The following is a 16,477-nucleotide window of genomic DNA, read 5'->3' on the forward strand; positions in this document are numbered from 1 at the left end:
CCCGCGCCGCGTCCCTCGGGCCGGTTCCCCGACGCCCCGGCCTGACGGGTCGTGGGGGGCGGGTCTGTTCAGCGGCGCGGCGATGCTGGCGCTCGGCGGTCTGGACGCGCTGCTGGCCGGGTCCTCACTCGCGCTCTACGGCGTGCTGTTCCTGCCGGTGTGCCTGCTGACCGCGCTCTGGGTGCGCGCGGACGACCTGATGACCGCACCCGTGGCCGTGCCGATCGCGTTCGCCGTGGGGCTGCTCCCGGTGGCCGACCGGGGCGGGGGCGCCGGCGGCCATCTGATGGGGCTGCTGACCGGCCTCGCCATGCAGGCCGGCTGGCTGTACGGCGGGACGCTGATCGCGGCACTCGTGGTGCTCGTACGCCGCGCCCGGCTCGTGGCGAGGCGGCGCCGAACGGCCGGACGCCGCCAGGCGTGAGGCGTGAGGCGTCGGCATGGGGGCGGGGCCGAGTCAGTGGCGGCACCGGCCCCTCGTACGCCGACTCCCGCCGCCGGTAGCGCGGTGCACGGCCCCCGCCCCGGCAGGGCGGGCACCACACCCGACCCCGCTCCCCGGGCGGCGCAGGCACCCGCCGCCCCCGCCCCCCGGCACCGCCCGCCCCACCGGGCCGTCCCCTCAGCGCGCCGTCCCCGTCAGCGCGCCGTGTCCGCCGCGTGCATCGCCGCGCCGACGATCCCCGCGTTGTTCTGGAGCTGTGCGGGGACGATCTCCGCCTTGACGCCCTCGATGTACGGCAGGAACTTCTGCGCCTTGCGGCTCACCCCGCCGCCGATGATGAACAGTTCGGGGGAGAACAGCATCTCGACGTGCGCGAGGTACTTGCGCACCCGGTGCGCCCAGTGCTCCCAGGTCAGCTCCTCGTCCTCCCTGGCCTTGCTGGAGGCGCGCTTCTCGGCGTCGTGCCCGTGCAGCTCCAGGTGGCCGAGCTCGGTGTTGGGGACGAGGGCGCCGTCGACGAACAGCGCGCTGCCGATGCCCGTGCCGAAGGTGAGGAGGATGACCGTGCCCTTGCGGTCGCGGCCCGCGCCGAAGTGCATCTCCGCGACGCCGGCCGCGTCCGCGTCGTTGACGACCGTCACCGGATGGCCGCCGAGGCGCTCGCTGAACAGGGCGCGCGCGTCGGTGTCGACCCAGCTCTTGTCGACGTTGGCGGCGGTGCGGATCGTGGAGCCGCCGGTGACGACGCCGGGGAAGGTCAGGCCGACGGGTCCCGTCCAGCCGAAGTGCTCGACGACCTCCCTCACCCCGTCGGCCACGCCGTCGGGCGTGGCCGGGTGCGGGGTGAGGACCTTGTGGCGCTCCTGCGCGAGGTCGCCCTTGTCGAGGTCCACCGGGGCACCCTTGATTCCGGATCCGCCGATGTCCAAGCCGAAGATCTGCATGGCCCCACGTTACGACGGACGACTGACGGTCACGTGCCGTCGGCGGTGCGCCCGGTGCGCTCGGCGATCAGCGCGGCGGCCTCTTCGCGCAGGTCGCGGCGGAGTTCCTTGGGCAGCGAGAAGGTGATCGACTCCTCGGCGGCCTTCACGAGTTCCACATCGCCGTAACCGCGCTGCGACAGCCATTCCAGGACTTCCTCGACCAGCACCTCCGGCACGGAGGCGCCCGAGGTGACGCCGACCGTGGTCACGCCCTCCAGCCAGCTCTCGTCGATCTCGCTCGCGAAGTCCACGAGATGGGCCGCGCGCGAGCCGGCGAGCTTGGCGACCTCGACGAGCCGCACGGAGTTGGAGGAGTTGCGCGAGCCGACCACGATGACCAGCTCGGCCTCGGCGCCCATCTGCTTCACGGCGAGCTGGCGGTTCTGCGTGGCGTAGCAGATGTCGTCGCTCGGCGGGGAGATGAGCTGCGGGAACTTCTCCTTGAGGGCGTCGACGGTCTCCATGGTCTCGTCGACGGAGAGGGTGGTCTGGGAGAGCCAGACGACCTTCGACTCGTCGCGGACCTCGACCTTGGCGACGTCGCCGGGGCCGTCGACCAGCTGGATGTGGTCGGGGGCCTCGCCGGAGGTGCCGATGACCTCCTCGTGGCCCTCGTGGCCGATCAGGAGGATGTCGTAGTCGTCGTCGGCGAAGCGGACGGCTTCCTTGTGGACCTTGGTGACGAGCGGGCAGGTCGCGTCGATGGTGGCGAGCTTCCCGCGCGCGGCCTCCTCGTGGACGACGGGGGCCACGCCGTGCGCCGAGAACATCACGATGTTCCCCGGCGGCACCTCCTCGGTGCGCTCGACGAAGACGGCGCCCTTCTTCTCCAGGGTCTGCACGACGTACTTGTTGTGGACGATCTCGTGGCGGACGTACACCGGAGCGCCGTACTGCTCCAGGGCTTTCTCGACGGCGATCACGGCGCGGTCCACTCCCGCGCAGTAGCCACGGGGGGCGGCGAGCAGGACACGGCGGCCAGACGAAGCGGTCATGCCTCCCATCGTAAGGGTGCGTCCGGGCGCCGGAAGATCGCGTGGGGGGGCGGAACGAAAGGGAACGACAGGGCAGGGAGGGAACCGGAGGGAAGGGGAGGGCACCGGAGGGAAGGGGCGGCCGCGGTCCGTGACGGGTGGGGAGCGCGCGCACGCGCGAGGCGCGCCGCCCCGCCGCGCGCCCGACCGGCGCTGACGTGGGGAGCGCGCGCACGCGGGAGGCGCCGGTGGGTGAGCGGGCGGCGTTGTCGGTGCCGCCCGTTACGCTCGCCGCATGACCGCGCACACGACCCCTGAGTCCGCGTTGCCCGTCGGTGAGGTGTCCCGCCTCATCGGGGGGTGGATCGACCGGCTCGGGGCGGTGTGGGTCGAGGGGCAGATCACGCAGTTGTCGCGGCGTCCGGGCGCCGGCGTGGTGTTCCTGACGCTGCGCGACCCCTCGTACGACATCTCCGTGAGCGTGACCTGCTACCGGCAGGTGTTCGACGCCGTGGCCGACGTGGTGCGCGAGGGCGCCCGGGTCGTCGTGCTCGCCAAGCCGGAGTGGTACGCGCCGCGGGGCCAGCTGTCCCTCCGCGCCTCGGAGATCAAGCCGGTCGGGGTCGGTGAGCTGCTGGCCCGGCTGGAGATGCTGAAGAAGTCGCTGGCGGCCGAGGGGCTGTTCGCGGCGGGGCGCAAGAAGCCGCTGCCGTTCCTGCCGCACCGCGTCGGGCTGGTCTGCGGGCGCGCGTCGGCCGCCGAGCGGGACGTCCTGGAGAACGCCCGGCACCGCTGGCCCGCCGTCGCCTTCGAGGTGCGCAACGTCGCCGTGCAGGGCGTGCACGCCGTCACGCAGGTGGTGCAGGCGGTCAGGGAGCTGGACGAGCTGGACGCGGTGGACGTGATCGTCGTCGCCCGCGGCGGCGGCAGCGTGGAGGATCTGCTGCCGTTCTCGGACGAGCAGTTGGTGCGGGCCGTCGCCGCGTGCCGCACGCCCGTGGTCTCGGCGATCGGGCACGAGCCCGACAGCCCGCTGCTCGATCTCGTCGCCGATGTGCGCGCCTCCACCCCGACGGACGCCGCGAAGAAGGTCGTCCCCGACGTCGGCGAGGAGTACGAGCGGGTGCGGCTGCTGCGGGACCGGGCCAGGCGCTGTGTCGAGGCGCTGGTCGAGCGGGAGGAGCGGGGGCTCGCGCACGCCCTCGCGCGGCCCTCGATGGAGGATCCGCACCGGATGGTCGACGAGCGCGCCGACCACGTGGCCGCGCTCCTCGACCGCGGGCGCCGCTGCCTCGGGCACCTCCTGGACCGCGCCTCGTCCGAGCTGACGCACACGCACGCGCGCGTGGTGGCCCTCTCCCCCGCCGCGACCCTCAAGCGGGGGTACGCGGTGCTGCAGCGGGCCGACGGGCACGCGGTGCGCGATCCGGGCGAGGTGGCGGCGGACGAGGTGCTGCGGGCGCGGGTCGCCGAGGGTGAGTTCTCCGTACGGGTCGACGGGCGATCCGGCGTACAGGCCGATGCATAGGGTGGGCGGATGAGCGGCAAGGTGGAAGAGGCACTCGGGTACGAGCAGGCCCGGGACGAGCTGATCGACGTCGTACGCCGTCTGGAGACGGGCGGGACGACGCTGGAGGAGTCCCTGGCGCTCTGGGAGCGCGGCGAGGAGCTGGCGAAGGTGTGCCGGCTCCGGCTGGACGGGGCGCGGGCGCGGCTGGACGCGGCGCTCGCCGAGGAGACCGAGGCGGAGCCGGACGCGGAGGCCGGGGCGGGGCGGGGGCCTTCACCGACGAGCCGGTGACCGGAGGACGCGGGGGCCTCGCGCACGTCGGCGGGACCTCGCAGGCGTGCGCGGGGCCGCGCGCACGTACCGGCCCGCCGGGCGGCCCGCTCAGGCGCACCCGCGCCTCCGCGCGCCGGCTCACTTGCTGCTGAGCGCCGCCGCCATCTGCCGGAGCTGTCCGAACGAGCCGGTGCCCGAGACCACGGTCGTGGCGCCCTTCTCCTGGTACACCAGCGCGTCGTAGCGGCCGCCGGCGTAGCGGGTCCAGGTGCGGTCGCCGATCTTCTCGGTGACCTTCGTCTCCTTGGCGCCCTGGCTGGACTCCTCGATGAACCGCGCGGGCTTGTCGGCGGACTGCTGGACCTGCACGTACTGTCCGTCGGACGTGTGGAAGCCGAGGTGCCAGGCGTCGAACTGGTCCCCCTTGAAGCGCACCGAGGTCGGCTTCCAGCTCTCCGGCAGCCCCTGCGGCGCGACCACCGGGTACGACGCCGCGCGGCGGGCCGTCAGCAACTCCACGCGGTAGTCGACCCGCGGGAGGTCGGGAGTCCCGTCGCCCTTCGGGATGAAGAGATAGATGACGCCGGACGCCAGCAAGGTCACTCCGAGGGAGAGGACCATGTTCCGGACCGACTTCTGCTTACCGTTCGAACCTGCCACGCCCCCTATCGTCGCAGGTGCCCCGTCCGCTCATCCGTGGGCCCCCCTGCTCATTCTGTCCGCCCGGGGATAGAGTCGGGACGGTCACCCTCATCCGGCCGTCGTCGTATCAGAAAGGTGCGCTCCGATGACCGAGAATCACCATCTCCCCTCCGAGCTCGAGGTCCCCAGCGAAGCTCCCGACCGCAATCTCGCCCTGGAACTGGTCCGTGTGACCGAGGCCGCGGCCATGGCCGCCGGCCGCTGGGTCGGGCGCGGCGACAAGAACGGCGCCGACGGCGCCGCGGTGCGCGCCATGCGGACCCTCGTCCACACCGTGTCGATGAACGGCGTCGTCGTCATCGGCGAGGGCGAGAAGGACGAAGCGCCGATGCTCTTCAACGGGGAGCGGGTCGGCGACGGGACCGGGGCCGAGGTCGACATCGCCGTCGACCCGATCGACGGGACCACGCTCACCGCCAAGGGCATGCCCAACGCGATCGCCGTGCTCGCCGCGGCGGACCGGGGCTCCATGTTCGACCCGTCCGCCGTGTTCTACATGGACAAGCTGGTCACCGGCCCCGAGGCGGCCGACTTCGTCGACATCGACGCCCCCGTGGCGGTGAACATCCGGCGGGTCGCCAAGGCGAAGCGCTCCACGCCGGAGGACGTCACCGTCGTCATCCTGGACCGGCCCCGGCACGAGGGCATCATCAAGGAGATCCGGGACGCCGGCGCCCGCATCAAGCTGATCTCGGACGGCGACGTCGCCGGGTCCATCTACGCGCTGCGCGAGGGCACGGGCGTCGACATGCTGCTCGGCATCGGCGGTACGCCGGAGGGGATCATCTCCGCCTGCGCCGTGAAGTGCCTCGGCGGAACCATCCAGGGCAAGCTGTGGCCCAAGGACGACGAGGAGCGGGCGCGGGCGCTGGACGCCGGGCACGACCTGGACCGGGTGCTGATGACCGACGACCTGGTCGCCGGGGACAACGTGTTCTTCGTCGCGACCGGCATCACCGACGGCGAGCTGCTGCGCGGGGTGCGCTACCGGTCGGAGAACGCGACGACCGACTCGATCGTGATGCGCTCGAAGTCGGGGACGGTGCGGCGGATCGACTCCGAGCACCGGCTCAGCAAGCTGCGCGCGTACAGCGCGATCGACTTCGACCGCGCGAAGTAGCCCGCGGATCGCGGGGGTTCGGCGGGCCGCGCCCGCGCGGTCTGCCGGCCCGGTTCAATCCGGGCGACGGGACGAGGGGCGCCACCGGTGCGGCGGGGGCGCCCCTCGCCGCGGCGGGCGCGGTCAGCCCGCCTGCGCTATGCGGCTCGTCGTCGCCCGCGCGGCCTTCTGCAGTTCCATCTCGCGGCGGCGGCGCCGGGCGAGGACCACGCGGCGCTCGGCCGCCGTGAGGCCGCCCCAGACGCCGTACGGCTCGGGCTGGAGCAGGGCGTGTTCGCGGCACTCGACCATGACCGGGCAGCGCGCGCAGACGCGCTTGGCCGCCTCCTCACGGGAGAGGCGGGCCGCGGTGGGCTCCTTGGAGGGGGCGAAGAACAGGCCCGCCTCGTCGCGCCGGCACACCGCTTCCGTGTGCCACGGGGCGTCTTGGTCCCTGTCCCGCGACGGCTCCCGCTGGGCCGGAACGGCGGCTACCTGCAGGGACGAATGCGGCGGTTGCAGCACGGTCTACTCCTGACGACGGCTTCGCGAGCGAGAGACGATGCAGCAAGGTCTACCCGCTGTGCGCGCGCCTATGCGGGCGGTTCCGAACGGCTGGAAGGCGGGGGTCCGCAGGGATCTTCACCCGCGGCCGGGGCGGCGGCGGGCGCGGCCGGCGGTCCTCGGCTTCACGACCGTCAACGCTCCGGACGTCTGCGCAAACCCTTGTCGGCCATCACGCGGTGGACGCGGTCCAGGATGTCCGCGATCAGCTTTCCGCGTCTGGCCCGGCCCTCGATGCTGCCGAGCACGGCCCAGCCGTCGAGACGGACGACGGGCGCCTCGGGGTCCTCCGCGTCCAGGTGGTCCACCTCGAAGCTGCCGAGGACACCGCCGCCGGTGCCGCGCAGCGACACGTTCTCCGGGACGCGGACGTCGACGTGGCCGAAGACCGAGACCGCCCGGATCACCACCTGCCGGTACTCGAAGAGGGCCTCACTGAGGTCGATCTCCACGCTGCCGAAGACCGCGTAGGCGTGGACCCGGCGGCCCGGACGCCAGCGGCCCTTGCGGACGGCGCTGCTGAAGACCGCGACGACGTTGTCATCGGGGTCGGCGGGCAGGGGGGCGCCCTCGGCGGGAGGCAGCGGCGCGTGCGTCCGCCGGTGCGCCGCGGGAAGGTCCCGGATGAAGACGTCCAGTTCGCCGACCGTCTTGGCGGCGAGGACGCCCTCCACCCGCTCGGCGTGCTCGTCGGCGGTGAGGCGGCCCTCGGCGAGGGCCTCGCGCAGGATGTCGGCGATCCGGTCGCGGTCGGCGTCGGAGGCGCGCATCTCGGTGGCGGCAGCGGCGGTCGCGGCGGGTTCGGGTCGCTTCTGAAGGTCCACCACAGCAGCGTACCGAAACACGATAGATCGCGATAGCCCCCGTTCCGGCCACACCGGGGCGCGCTCCCGGCCACGCCGCGGCGCGCTCCCGGCCGCATCCCGGCCGCGCCGTCCTTGTTCGAACCATCTTCGAACTGAGCCTTACCTCACAAGCCCGCCCCCGACAGCAGGACCTACGCTGGTGGGCGCTGCCAACGGAGGCCAGCCGCTGTCTGTCGAGTGAGGAATGGGCGACATGCCTGAGTTCGCGTACACCGATCTGCTCCCCATGGGAGAGGACACCACCCCCTACCGGCTGGTGACCTCCGAGGGTGTCTCCACCTTCGAGGCCGACGGGCGGACGTTCCTCAAGGTCGAGCCGGAGGCGCTGCGCAAGCTCGCCGAGGAGGCGATCCACGACATCCAGCACTATCTGCGCCCGGCCCACCTGGCCCAGCTCCGCCGGATCGTCGACGACCCCGAGGCGTCGGGCAACGACAGGTTCGTGGCGCTGGACCTGCTGAAGAACGCCAACATCGCGGCGGCCGGCGTGCTGCCGATGTGCCAGGACACCGGCACGGCCATCGTGATGGGCAAGCGCGGCCAGCAGGTGCTGACCGAGGGCGGCGACGAGGCGGCCCTCAGCCACGGCATCCACGACGCCTACCTCAACCTCAACCTGCGCTACTCCCAGATGGCCCCCCTCACCATGTGGGAGGAGAAGAACACCGGCACCAACCTCCCCGCGCAGATCGAGCTGTACGCCACCGACGGCGGCGCCTACAAGTTCCTGTTCATGGCCAAGGGCGGCGGCTCCGCCAACAAGTCCTTCCTGTACCAGGAGACCAAGGCCGTCCTGAACGAGTCCTCCATGATGAGGTTCCTGGAGGAGAAGATCCGTTCGCTGGGCACGGCCGCCTGCCCGCCGTACCACCTGGCGATCGTCGTCGGCGGCACGAGCGCCGAGTACGCGCTGAAGACCGCCAAGTACGCCTCCGCCCACTACCTGGACGAGATCCCCGCGGAGGGCTCGCCGCTCGGCCACGGCTTCCGCGACAAGGAGCTGGAGCAGAAGGTCTTCGAGCTCACGCAGAAGATCGGCATCGGGGCGCAGTTCGGCGGCAAGTACTTCTGCCACGACGTGCGCGTGGTGCGCCTGCCCCGGCACGGCGCGTCCTGCCCGGTCGCCATCGCCGTCTCCTGCTCCGCCGACCGCCAGGCCGTCGCGAAGATCACCGCCGAGGGCGTCTTCCTGGAGCAGCTGGAGACCGACCCGGCCCGGTTCCTGCCGGAGACCACGGACGAGCACCTCGACGAGGACTCCGACGTCGTGAGGATCGACCTCGGCCGGCCGATGGACGAGATCCTCGCCGAGCTGACCAAGTACCCGGTGAAGACCCGGCTGTCCCTCACCGGCCCGCTGGTCGTGGCCCGCGACATCGCGCACGCCAAGATCAAGGAGCGGCTGGACGCGGGCGAGGAGATGCCGCAGTACCTCAAGGACCACCCGGTGTACTACGCGGGCCCGGCGAAGACCCCCGAGGGCTACGCGTCCGGCTCGTTCGGCCCGACCACGGCCGGCCGCATGGACTCCTACGTCGAGCAGTTCCAGGCCGCGGGCGGCTCCAGGGTGATGCTGGCGAAGGGCAACCGCAGCAAGCAGGTCACCGACGCCTGCGGCACGCACGGCGGCTTCTACCTCGGCTCCATCGGCGGCCCCGCCGCCCGCCTCGCCCAGGACTGCATCAAGAAGGTCGAGGTCGTCGAGTACGAGGAGCTCGGCATGGAGGCCGTCTGGAAGATCGAGGTCGAGGACTTCCCGGCGTTCGTCGTCGTCGACGACAAGGGCAACGACTTCTTCCAGGACCCCGCACCGGCCCCGACGTTCACGTCGATCCCGGTGCGCGGGCCCGGACTCGCGTAGGGCTCCCGGGGCGGCGGGCGGCATGCCCGCTCCCGCCGCCCCTCTTCCCCGGGAAGCCCCGTTCCCCGGGAAGCCCCGTCCCGTGCAAGCGCCGGGTCCCACGGAGGCGCCCCTTCGCGGGGGAACGCCGCCCCAGGCCGGTCCGAGCGCCTGGGTGCTCAGGCGAGGCGCCCCCTCGCGCGGGAACGCCGCCGCCCGCGGCCCCGCCCCTTCCCCCGGTCCCCCGGTCCTTCCCCCGGTCCGGCCCGTTCCCCCGGTCCCGCCACGGACGGACCAGCGTCAGGAACAACCGCGCGGCCCGGCGCGCTGACCCGGTTATGAGCGACTACCGCATCGAGCACGACTCCATGGGCGAGGTACGCGTCCCGGCGGACGCCAAGTGGCGGGCGCAGACCCAGCGGGCCGTGGAGAACTTCCCCGTCTCGGGCCAGCGTCTGGAGCGCGCCCACATCGAGGCCCTCGCCCGCGTCAAGGGCGCCGCGGCCCGGGTGAACGCGCGGCTCGGAGTGCTCGACCCGGACGTGGCCGAGGCGATCGAGGAGGCGGCCCGCGAGGTCGCCGAGGGGCGGTGGGACGCGCACTTCCCCGTCGACGTGTTCCAGACCGGGTCCGGGACCTCGTCCAACATGAACGCCAACGAGGTCATCGCCACCCTCGCGAGCGAGCGCCTCGGGCGGGACGTCCACCCCAACGACCACGTCAACGCCTCCCAGTCGTCCAACGACGTCTTCCCCTCCTCCCTCCACATCGCCGCCACCGCGGCCGTCACCCGGGACCTGGTGCCCGCCCTGGAGCACCTGGCGCGGGCCCTGGAGCGCAAGGCCGCGGAGTTCGCCGACGTCGTGAAGTCGGGGCGCACCCACCTGATGGACGCCACACCGGTCACGCTGGGCCAGGAGTTCGGCGGGTACGCCGCCCAGGTCCGCCACGGGGTGGAGCGGCTGTACGCCTCGCTGCCGCGGCTCGCCGAACTCCCCCTGGGCGGCACGGCCGTGGGCACCGGCATCAACACCCCGCCGGGCTTCTCCGCCGCCGTCATCGAGGAGGTGGCCCGCGCCACCTCGCTGCCGCTGACCGAGGCGCGCGACCACTTCGAGGCGCAGGGCGCGCGGGACGGCGTCGTCGAGACGAGCGGGCAGCTGCGCACCATCGCGGTCGGCCTGACGAAGATCGCGAACGATCTGCGGTGGATGGCGTCCGGGCCGCGCACCGGGCTCGCCGAGATCTCGCTGCCCGATCTCCAGCCGGGCTCGTCGATCATGCCCGGCAAGGTCAACCCGGTGATCCCCGAGGCCGTCCTGATGGTCGCGGCGCAGGTCGTCGGCAACGACGCCACGGTGGCCACCGCCGGGGCCGCGGGCAACTTCGAGCTGAACGTGATGCTGCCGGTCCTCGCGAAGAACGTGCTGGAGTCGGTGCGGCTGCTCGCCAACGTCTCCCGGCTGCTGGCCGACCGCACGGTCGACGGCATCGTCGCCCACCGCGAACGGGCCCTGGAGTACGCCGAGTCGTCCCCGTCGGTCGTCACGCCGCTCAACAGGTACATCGGGTACGAGGAGGCCGCGAAGGTCGCCAAGAAGGCGCTCGCCGAGCGCAGGACGATCCGCGAGGTCGTCCTGGAGGGCGGGTACGTCGAGCGCGGCGACCTCACCGCGGAGCAGCTCGACGAGGCGCTGGACGTGCTGCGGATGACGCGGCCGTGAGACGCGGCCGTGACCGGGTGTCACGCGGGTGTGAACCATGCCGTTCACCCCGGCGTCGTATGCCGGTGGCACCTAATATCTGTGCATGGCGGACGGTGGAGCGGTGACGACGGACAGGGAAGCGGGCGGCCCGGCGGGGTTCTGGGCACCCGGGTCGCAGATTCTGTGGCGCTACCGGGAGAACGCCGGTCCCCGCGTCCACATCGCGCGCCCCGTGACCGTCGTCCGCGACGACCGGGAGGTTCTCGCGGTGTGGCTCGCGCCGGGCACGGAGTGCGTCAAGCCGGTCCTCGCGGACGGGACCCCGGTCCACGGGGAGCCGCTGGAGACGCGGTACACCAGGCCGCGCACGGTCCAGCGGGGCCGGTGGCTGGGGACCGGCGTGCTGAAGCTCGCCCGGCCCGGTGAGCCCTGGTCGGTGTGGCTGTTCTGGGAGCCGGGCTGGCGGTTCAAGAACTGGTACGTGAACCTGGAGGAGCCGCTGACCCGTTGGGCGGGCGGGGTGGACTCCGAGGACCACTTCCTCGACATCGACGTCCAGCCGGACGGCCGTTGGCACTGGCGGGACGAGGACGAGTTCGCGCAGGCCCGCGGGGACGGGCTGATGGACGAGGGGCTGGCGGCACGGGTGCGCCGGGCGGGCCTGGACGCGGTGGAGGTGATCCGCGCCTGGGGGCCGCCGTTCCGCGACGGCTGGCAGAACTGGCGCCCCGATCCGTCCTGGGCTGTACCTTCTTTGCCTGAGGACTGGGATCGCACACCCGCGCAGCTGTCCTCGTGAGACCCTTGCTGCACCCCAGGGCAAGAAACGTAGGATCGTCCTCCGCAAGGACGCGCAAGGGCAACTACCGGAGTGCGCGCCGGGCTTGACCGATCGTCACCGAGGGGCGGCAGGACGTGAGCGAGGGTTACCAGGGCAACGCCGCTTGTGCGGGTGCCGGACGCCGCGCGGCGCGCGGGACCGTCCGCACCACCGGCCCCGGGGGATTTCCGTTCCTGGGGCACGTATTGCGGGTATCGGAGTCTCGGCGGGACGAACCGCGCATACGGCGCGCGGCCCCGGACGGATGGATTCGAAAGGCGTGACGGAGCAGCCGACCTCCTTCGAGCGCCCCGAGACGGGCGCCGACCCCGCGGAGTCCCGCGGGGCGCTCCCGCGTACCCCGACACCGCCGCACCACCCCGGCGGCGCCGCGTTATCCGCGCCGGCGCGCGGCGGAGAGACCCCCTCCACGCCGGGCACCACCGCCCCGTCCGGCCCGAGCAAGGAGCCCTCAGTCATCGCCGGCAACGGCCCCGAGCACTCGCAGCCCTCCGTCGCAGCCGAGCCGGACACGCACCGGCCCCGGCCCGTCCAGGAGGCCATTCCGCCCCAGCCCGGCGCCGAGCAGTCGCCGGGCTCCGCCGAGCGGCGCACCGGTCAGGGCGTCTCGCCGGGCCGTCCGACGCCCATGCGGCGGGACGGCGACCGGCTGCGCTTCGTGGGCGCCGCCACCCGGCGCATCGCCCGCGGCATCGACCTGGACGAGATCGTGATGGGCCTGTGCCGGGCGACGGTGCCGACCTTCTCCGACACGATCCTCGTCTATCTGCGCGATCCGCTGCCGGTCGGTGACGAGCGGCCCACCGGGCCGGTCGTGCTGCGGCTGCGCCGCACCGACCGCATCCCGGAGGAGCGCGACAGCGAGACCGGTTTCCAGTCCGCGGGGTTCGCGCAGGAGACCGGTGAGCCGGTGGGCGTGACCGCCGACCTGTGCGAGGTGCGGCCCGGCGGGGCGCTCGCGGAGGTGCTGCGCGGGGTGCGTCCGGTGTTCGCCGACGCGCCCGCGGCACAGGCCGCGCTGCCGGAACTTCTGGGCGACGACGGGGAGTTGATCATCCCGGACGGGCAGCGGGCGATCCTGGCGCCGTTGCGCGGACGGCGGCGGGTGATCGGCGCCGCCGTCTTCCTGCGCCGCCCCGAGCGGCTGGCCTTCGACCCCGACGATCTGCTGGTGGCGGCGCAGTTGGCCACGCACAGCGCGCTGGGCATCGACAAGGCGGTGCTGTACGGGCGCGAGGCGTACATCGCGGACGAGTTGCAGCGCACCATGCTCCCGGAGACGCTGCCGCGTCCCACCGGTGTGCGTCTCGCCTCCCGCTACCTGCCGGCGGCGGAGACGGCGCGGGTGGGCGGCGACTGGTACGACGCGATCCCGCTGCCGGGCAGCAGGGTGGCGCTGGTGGTGGGCGACGTCATGGGCCACTCGATGACGTCGGCGGCGATCATGGGCCAGCTGCGCACGACGGCCCAGACGCTCGCCGGTCTCGACCTGCCTCCGCAGGAGGTGCTGCACCATCTGGACGAGCAGGCGCAGCGGCTGGGCACGGACCGCATGGCGACCTGCCTGTACGCGGTCTACGACCCGGTCTCGCACCGCATCACCATCGCCAACGCCGGTCATCCGCCGCCCGTCCTGCTGCATCTGGGGGGCCGTGCGGAGGTGCTGCGGGTCCCGGCGGGCGCGCCCATCGGGGTCGGCGGCGTCGACTTCGAGGCGGTGGAGCTGGACGCCCCGGCCGGCGCGACGCTGCTGCTCTACACGGACGGCCTGGTGGAGTCCCGGCTGCGGGACGTCTGGACCGGTATAGAACAGCTGCGCGAGAAGCTCGCGGCCACGGCCCAGATCACCGGCCCCGACCATCCGCCGCCGCTCGAAGCCCTGTGCGACGAGGTGCTGGACATGCTGGGTCCGGGCGACCGGGACGACGACATCGCGCTGCTCGCGGCGCGCTTCGACGGGATCGCGCCGAGCGATGTGGCGTACTGGTTCCTGGAGCCGGAGGACGCGGCCCCCGGCCGGGCCCGCCGGCTGGCGCGGCGGGCGCTGGCCCGCTGGGGCATGGAGGACCTCACCGACTCCGTCGAGCTGCTGGTCAGCGAGGTCGTCACCAACGCGGTGCGCTACGCCTCCCGTCCGGTGACCCTGCGGCTGCTGCGCACGGACGTGCTGCGCTGCGAGGTGGGCGACGACGTGCCGCAGCTGCCCCGGCTGCGGCAGGCGCGGGCCACGGACGAGGGCGGCCGGGGCCTGTACCTGGTCAACCGGCTGGCCCGGCGCTGGGGCGCGACCCGGCTGAGCACCGGCAAGGTGGTGTGGTTCGAGCTGAACCGGAGCTGACGCGGCGACGGACGAGGGGAGGGCGCCCGGCTTGCACGGCCGGGCGCCCTCCCCTCGTCGTCGTCCCGTCCGTCCGTCCGTCAGCTGGTGTCGTCGCCCGGACGGACCGGGTCCAGGGTGATGCCGCCGGTCGGTCTGTCCGTCGGCCCGCCGGTCGGCGCCTCGGTCGTCGGGTCCTGGGAGGGCTCCTGGGTCGTCGGGTCCTGCGACGGCTCCTGCGTGGTCGGGGCCTGCGAGGGCTCCCGGGTCGTGGGCTCCCGCGAGGGCTCCTGGGTCGTCGGCGTCTGCGACGGCGTCGGCGTCCAGCTCGGCCGCACGGCCGCGCCCTGGTCGGTGTCGAGGTCGAACCGGGCGTCCGTCCGCGTCACGCCGAACATGTACGCCGCCCAGACCTCCGCCGGGAAACCGCCGCCGTTGACACGGGGGTTGCCGCCGGCGCCGTACATCTTGACCTGCGGGTGGGGGGCCTTGTCGTCCTCGCCGAACAGGCCGACGGAGGTGACGAGGTCGGGTGTGTAGCCGGTGAACCAGGCCGACTTGTTGTCGTCGGAGGTGCCCGTCTTGCCGGCGACCTTCTGGCCGTCGCGCCGCGGGTTGAGGGCCACGGACCTGCGGGCCGTGCCGTCGTCGACGACACCGGTCAGGACGGAGGTCACGGTGTCCGCCGCGGAGCGGCTGACGACCTGCTCGCCGACCGGGTCCGGGATGGCGACCGTACGGCTGTTGTGCTCGGCCTTCTTGAGGATGCCGGGCGTGACCTTCTTGCCGTGGTTGTCGAGGGTGGCGTACACCCCGGCCATCTGCAGCGGGCTGGCGCCCATGGTGCCGAGGGTCTGCGCGGGCACCGCCTGGGCCCTGCCGGTGTCCATGCCGAGCTTGGCGGCGGTGTCCATCACGTACTTCATGCCGACGTCGACGCCCATCTGCGCGAAGACGGAGTTGACGGACTTGTTCATCGCCGTCTGCACGCTGACGTCGCCGTAGTCCCGGTCGTCCTCGTTCTCGGGCGAGAACCCGACCTTGGCGCCGTCGTCCACGACCTGGCGCTTGCTGGTGCCGTCGTAGACGGTGTCCGCGGAGATCGGGTCGCCGTCCTGGGTCTGCGCGCCCTCCTCCAGCGCGGCCGCCAGGATCACCGGCTTGAACGTCGACGCGGGCTGGTAGTCGGTGCGGGTCGCGTTGCTGAGGTAGTGCTTGAAGTAGTCCACGCCGCCGTAGAGCGCGACGATTCTGCCCGTCTTCGGGTCCACCGAGACGGCACCGGCCTGGACGTCGGCGTCGACCTTGCGCTTCTTCGCGTCGAGCCTGCCGGTGAGCTGCGCCTTGACGGACTTCTCCAGCGCGGCCTGCTTCTTGCGGTCGACGTTGAGGGTGACCGTCCAGCCCTGGTCGACGACCGCGGCCTCGGCCTGCGAGCGGGTCATGCCCTGCTGCTTCATCAGCTGGTCCTCCAGCTGGCGGTTGGCGAGCTCGATGAGATAGCCCTTCTGGCCCTCCCGGCCCGCGGCGGGCCTCGGGTCCCTCGGCTCGGGGAACTTCATGCCCCGCCGCTCGGAGCCGTCGAGCCAGCCCTTCCCGACCATGTTGTCCAGGACGTAGTTCCAGCGGGCCGTCACCAGCCGCTTGCCGGCGTCCGAGGCGGCGGCCCAGTCGTACTGGCTGGGCGCCTGGAGCAGTGCGGCGAGGTAGGCGCCCTGCGCGACGGTGAGCCTGTCGGCGTCGACGCGGTAGTAGGCCTGGGCGGCGGCCTGGATGCCGTAGGCGTTGCGGCCGTAGTAGCTGGTGTTGATGTAGCCGGCGAGGATCTCGTCCTTGGTCAGCCGGCGGTCGACCTTCAGGGAGATGACCATCTCCTTGAGCTTGCGGCTGACCGTCTGCTCCTGGCTGAGGTAGTAGTTCTTGACGTACTGCTGGGTGATGGTCGAGCCGCCCTGCGCGCCCTTGCCCCTCACGGTGTTGAGCAGACCGCGGGCGGTGCCCTTCAGGTCGATGCCGTTGTCCTGGTAGAAGGACTTGTTCTCGGCGGCGACGAAGGTGTACTGGACCTTCTTCGGGACCTTGGACAGGTCCACGATCTCGCGGTTGACCTTGCCGTCGCGGGCGAGGAGGGTGCCGTCGCTGTACTTGTAGACGTTGCTCTGACGCTGCGCCGCCTGAGCCGCGGCGTTGTCGTCGGGGATGTCGACGGCGAAGTACAGCGCGATGAACGCGCCGATCGCCAGGAGGCTCGTCCCGAGGACCGTGCCGACGATCTTCTTCCAGGTGAAGAGTCCGCGTATCCGGCCCCGGCCGCCGGAGCCGCCCTTGCCGCGCGCGGCGCGGCGGGCCTCGGC

General features: G+C 72.7%; 14 protein-coding genes. 8 read left to right on the forward strand and 6 right to left on the reverse strand.

What is annotated here, in order from left to right; genetic code table 11:
- A partial coding sequence (locus SZN_RS28045; protein ID WP_043733573.1) for a DUF6542 domain-containing protein occupies window positions 1-424 on the forward strand: 424 nt, incomplete at its 5' end.
- A gap of 215 nt (window positions 425-639) precedes the next feature.
- Here the strand turns inward: SZN_RS28045 and ppgK are convergent.
- Together ppgK and SZN_RS28055 are read right to left on the reverse strand one after the other, a co-directional pair.
- On the reverse strand, window positions 640-1,389 hold the full coding sequence (gene ppgK, locus SZN_RS28050) for a polyphosphate--glucose phosphotransferase (protein WP_007501563.1): 750 nt from the start codon (window positions 1,387-1,389) through the stop codon (window positions 640-642).
- 29 nt (window positions 1,390-1,418) lie between these two features.
- The gene (locus SZN_RS28055; protein ID WP_078508982.1) at window positions 1,419-2,435 is read right to left on the reverse strand and encodes a 4-hydroxy-3-methylbut-2-enyl diphosphate reductase; all 1,017 of its coding nucleotides are present in this window, start codon (window positions 2,433-2,435) and stop codon (window positions 1,419-1,421) included.
- A gap of 265 nt (window positions 2,436-2,700) precedes the next feature.
- On the opposite strand from SZN_RS28055, the gene xseA reads away from it, so the two are divergent.
- Entirely contained in the window at window positions 2,701-3,933 is a 1,233-nt protein-coding gene (gene xseA / locus SZN_RS28060; protein ID WP_007501567.1) for an exodeoxyribonuclease VII large subunit, read from the forward strand.
- Between the two features lie 9 nt (window positions 3,934-3,942).
- Window positions 3,943-4,206, forward strand: coding sequence for an exodeoxyribonuclease VII small subunit (locus SZN_RS28065; protein ID WP_007501570.1), 264 nt, complete (start codon window positions 3,943-3,945; stop codon window positions 4,204-4,206).
- 120 nt (window positions 4,207-4,326) lie between these two features.
- Here SZN_RS28065 and SZN_RS28070 read toward each other — a convergent pair whose 3' ends face one another.
- Complete coding sequence (locus SZN_RS28070) at window positions 4,327-4,848, reverse strand: DUF4245 domain-containing protein (RefSeq protein ID WP_043733569.1); 522 nt, start codon at window positions 4,846-4,848, stop codon at window positions 4,327-4,329.
- 127 nt (window positions 4,849-4,975) lie between these two features.
- Between SZN_RS28070 and glpX the strand changes: the two genes are divergently transcribed.
- Window positions 4,976-6,010: a class II fructose-bisphosphatase gene (glpX, locus tag SZN_RS28075; protein WP_007501574.1), complete on the forward strand. Its 1,035-nt coding sequence runs from the start codon at window positions 4,976-4,978 to the stop codon at window positions 6,008-6,010.
- Between the two features lie 123 nt (window positions 6,011-6,133).
- On the opposite strand, the gene SZN_RS28080 is transcribed toward glpX, so the two are convergent.
- Window positions 6,134-6,514, reverse strand: coding sequence for a WhiB family transcriptional regulator (locus SZN_RS28080; protein ID WP_007501576.1), 381 nt, complete (start codon window positions 6,512-6,514; stop codon window positions 6,134-6,136).
- Window positions 6,515-6,687: 173 nt separating this feature from the next.
- The gene (locus SZN_RS28085; RefSeq protein WP_043733582.1) at window positions 6,688-7,377 is read right to left on the reverse strand and encodes a DUF1707 SHOCT-like domain-containing protein; all 690 of its coding nucleotides are present in this window, start codon (window positions 7,375-7,377) and stop codon (window positions 6,688-6,690) included.
- 235 nt (window positions 7,378-7,612) lie between these two features.
- Here SZN_RS28085 and SZN_RS28090 point away from each other — a divergent pair, with 235 nt between their 5' ends.
- The 4 genes from SZN_RS28090 (at window position 7,613) to SZN_RS28105 (ending at window position 14,144) form a co-directional block, all read left to right on the forward strand.
- Window positions 7,613-9,280, forward strand: a complete 1,668-nt coding sequence (locus SZN_RS28090) for a fumarate hydratase (protein ID WP_007501580.1) — start codon at window positions 7,613-7,615, stop codon at window positions 9,278-9,280.
- A 317-nt stretch (window positions 9,281-9,597) separates the two neighbouring features.
- Window positions 9,598-10,983 (forward strand): class II fumarate hydratase, encoded by a 1,386-nt coding sequence (locus tag SZN_RS28095; RefSeq protein WP_007501582.1) that lies wholly within the window; start codon window positions 9,598-9,600, stop codon window positions 10,981-10,983.
- Between the two features lie 85 nt (window positions 10,984-11,068).
- Complete coding sequence (gene fomD / locus SZN_RS28100; protein ID WP_043733570.1) at window positions 11,069-11,764, forward strand: cytidylyl-2-hydroxypropylphosphonate hydrolase; 696 nt, start codon at window positions 11,069-11,071, stop codon at window positions 11,762-11,764.
- 286 nt (window positions 11,765-12,050) lie between these two features.
- Window positions 12,051-14,144, forward strand: a complete 2,094-nt coding sequence (locus SZN_RS28105) for a SpoIIE family protein phosphatase (RefSeq protein WP_208865861.1) — start codon at window positions 12,051-12,053, stop codon at window positions 14,142-14,144.
- Between the two features lie 80 nt (window positions 14,145-14,224).
- Here the strand turns inward: SZN_RS28105 and SZN_RS28110 are convergent.
- On the reverse strand, window positions 14,225-16,477 hold a 2,253-nt coding region (locus tag SZN_RS28110; RefSeq protein ID WP_007501587.1), incomplete at its 5' end, for a transglycosylase domain-containing protein.

This window comes from Streptomyces zinciresistens K42 (genome assembly GCF_000225525.1).
In the GTDB taxonomy this organism is placed as follows: Bacteria; Actinomycetota; Actinomycetes; order Streptomycetales; family Streptomycetaceae; genus Streptomyces; species Streptomyces zinciresistens.

Coding starts and splice junctions, on each gene's coding strand:
- glpX (WP_007501574.1), top strand. CDS start 4,976: ATGACCGAGAATCACCATCTCCCCTCCGAGCTCGAGGTCCCCAGCGAA.
- SZN_RS28105 (WP_208865861.1), top strand. CDS start 12,051: ATGGATTCGAAAGGCGTGACGGAGCAGCCGACCTCCTTCGAGCGCCCC.
- xseA (WP_007501567.1), top strand. CDS start 2,701: ATGACCGCGCACACGACCCCTGAGTCCGCGTTGCCCGTCGGTGAGGTG.
- SZN_RS28065 (WP_007501570.1), top strand. CDS start 3,943: ATGAGCGGCAAGGTGGAAGAGGCACTCGGGTACGAGCAGGCCCGGGAC.
- ppgK (WP_007501563.1), bottom strand. CDS start 1,389: ATGCAGATCTTCGGCTTGGACATCGGCGGATCCGGAATCAAGGGTGCC.
- SZN_RS28090 (WP_007501580.1), top strand. CDS start 7,613: ATGCCTGAGTTCGCGTACACCGATCTGCTCCCCATGGGAGAGGACACC.
- SZN_RS28055 (WP_078508982.1), bottom strand. CDS start 2,435: ATGGGAGGCATGACCGCTTCGTCTGGCCGCCGTGTCCTGCTCGCCGCC.
- fomD (WP_043733570.1), top strand. CDS start 11,069: ATGGCGGACGGTGGAGCGGTGACGACGGACAGGGAAGCGGGCGGCCCG.
- SZN_RS28095 (WP_007501582.1), top strand. CDS start 9,598: ATGAGCGACTACCGCATCGAGCACGACTCCATGGGCGAGGTACGCGTC.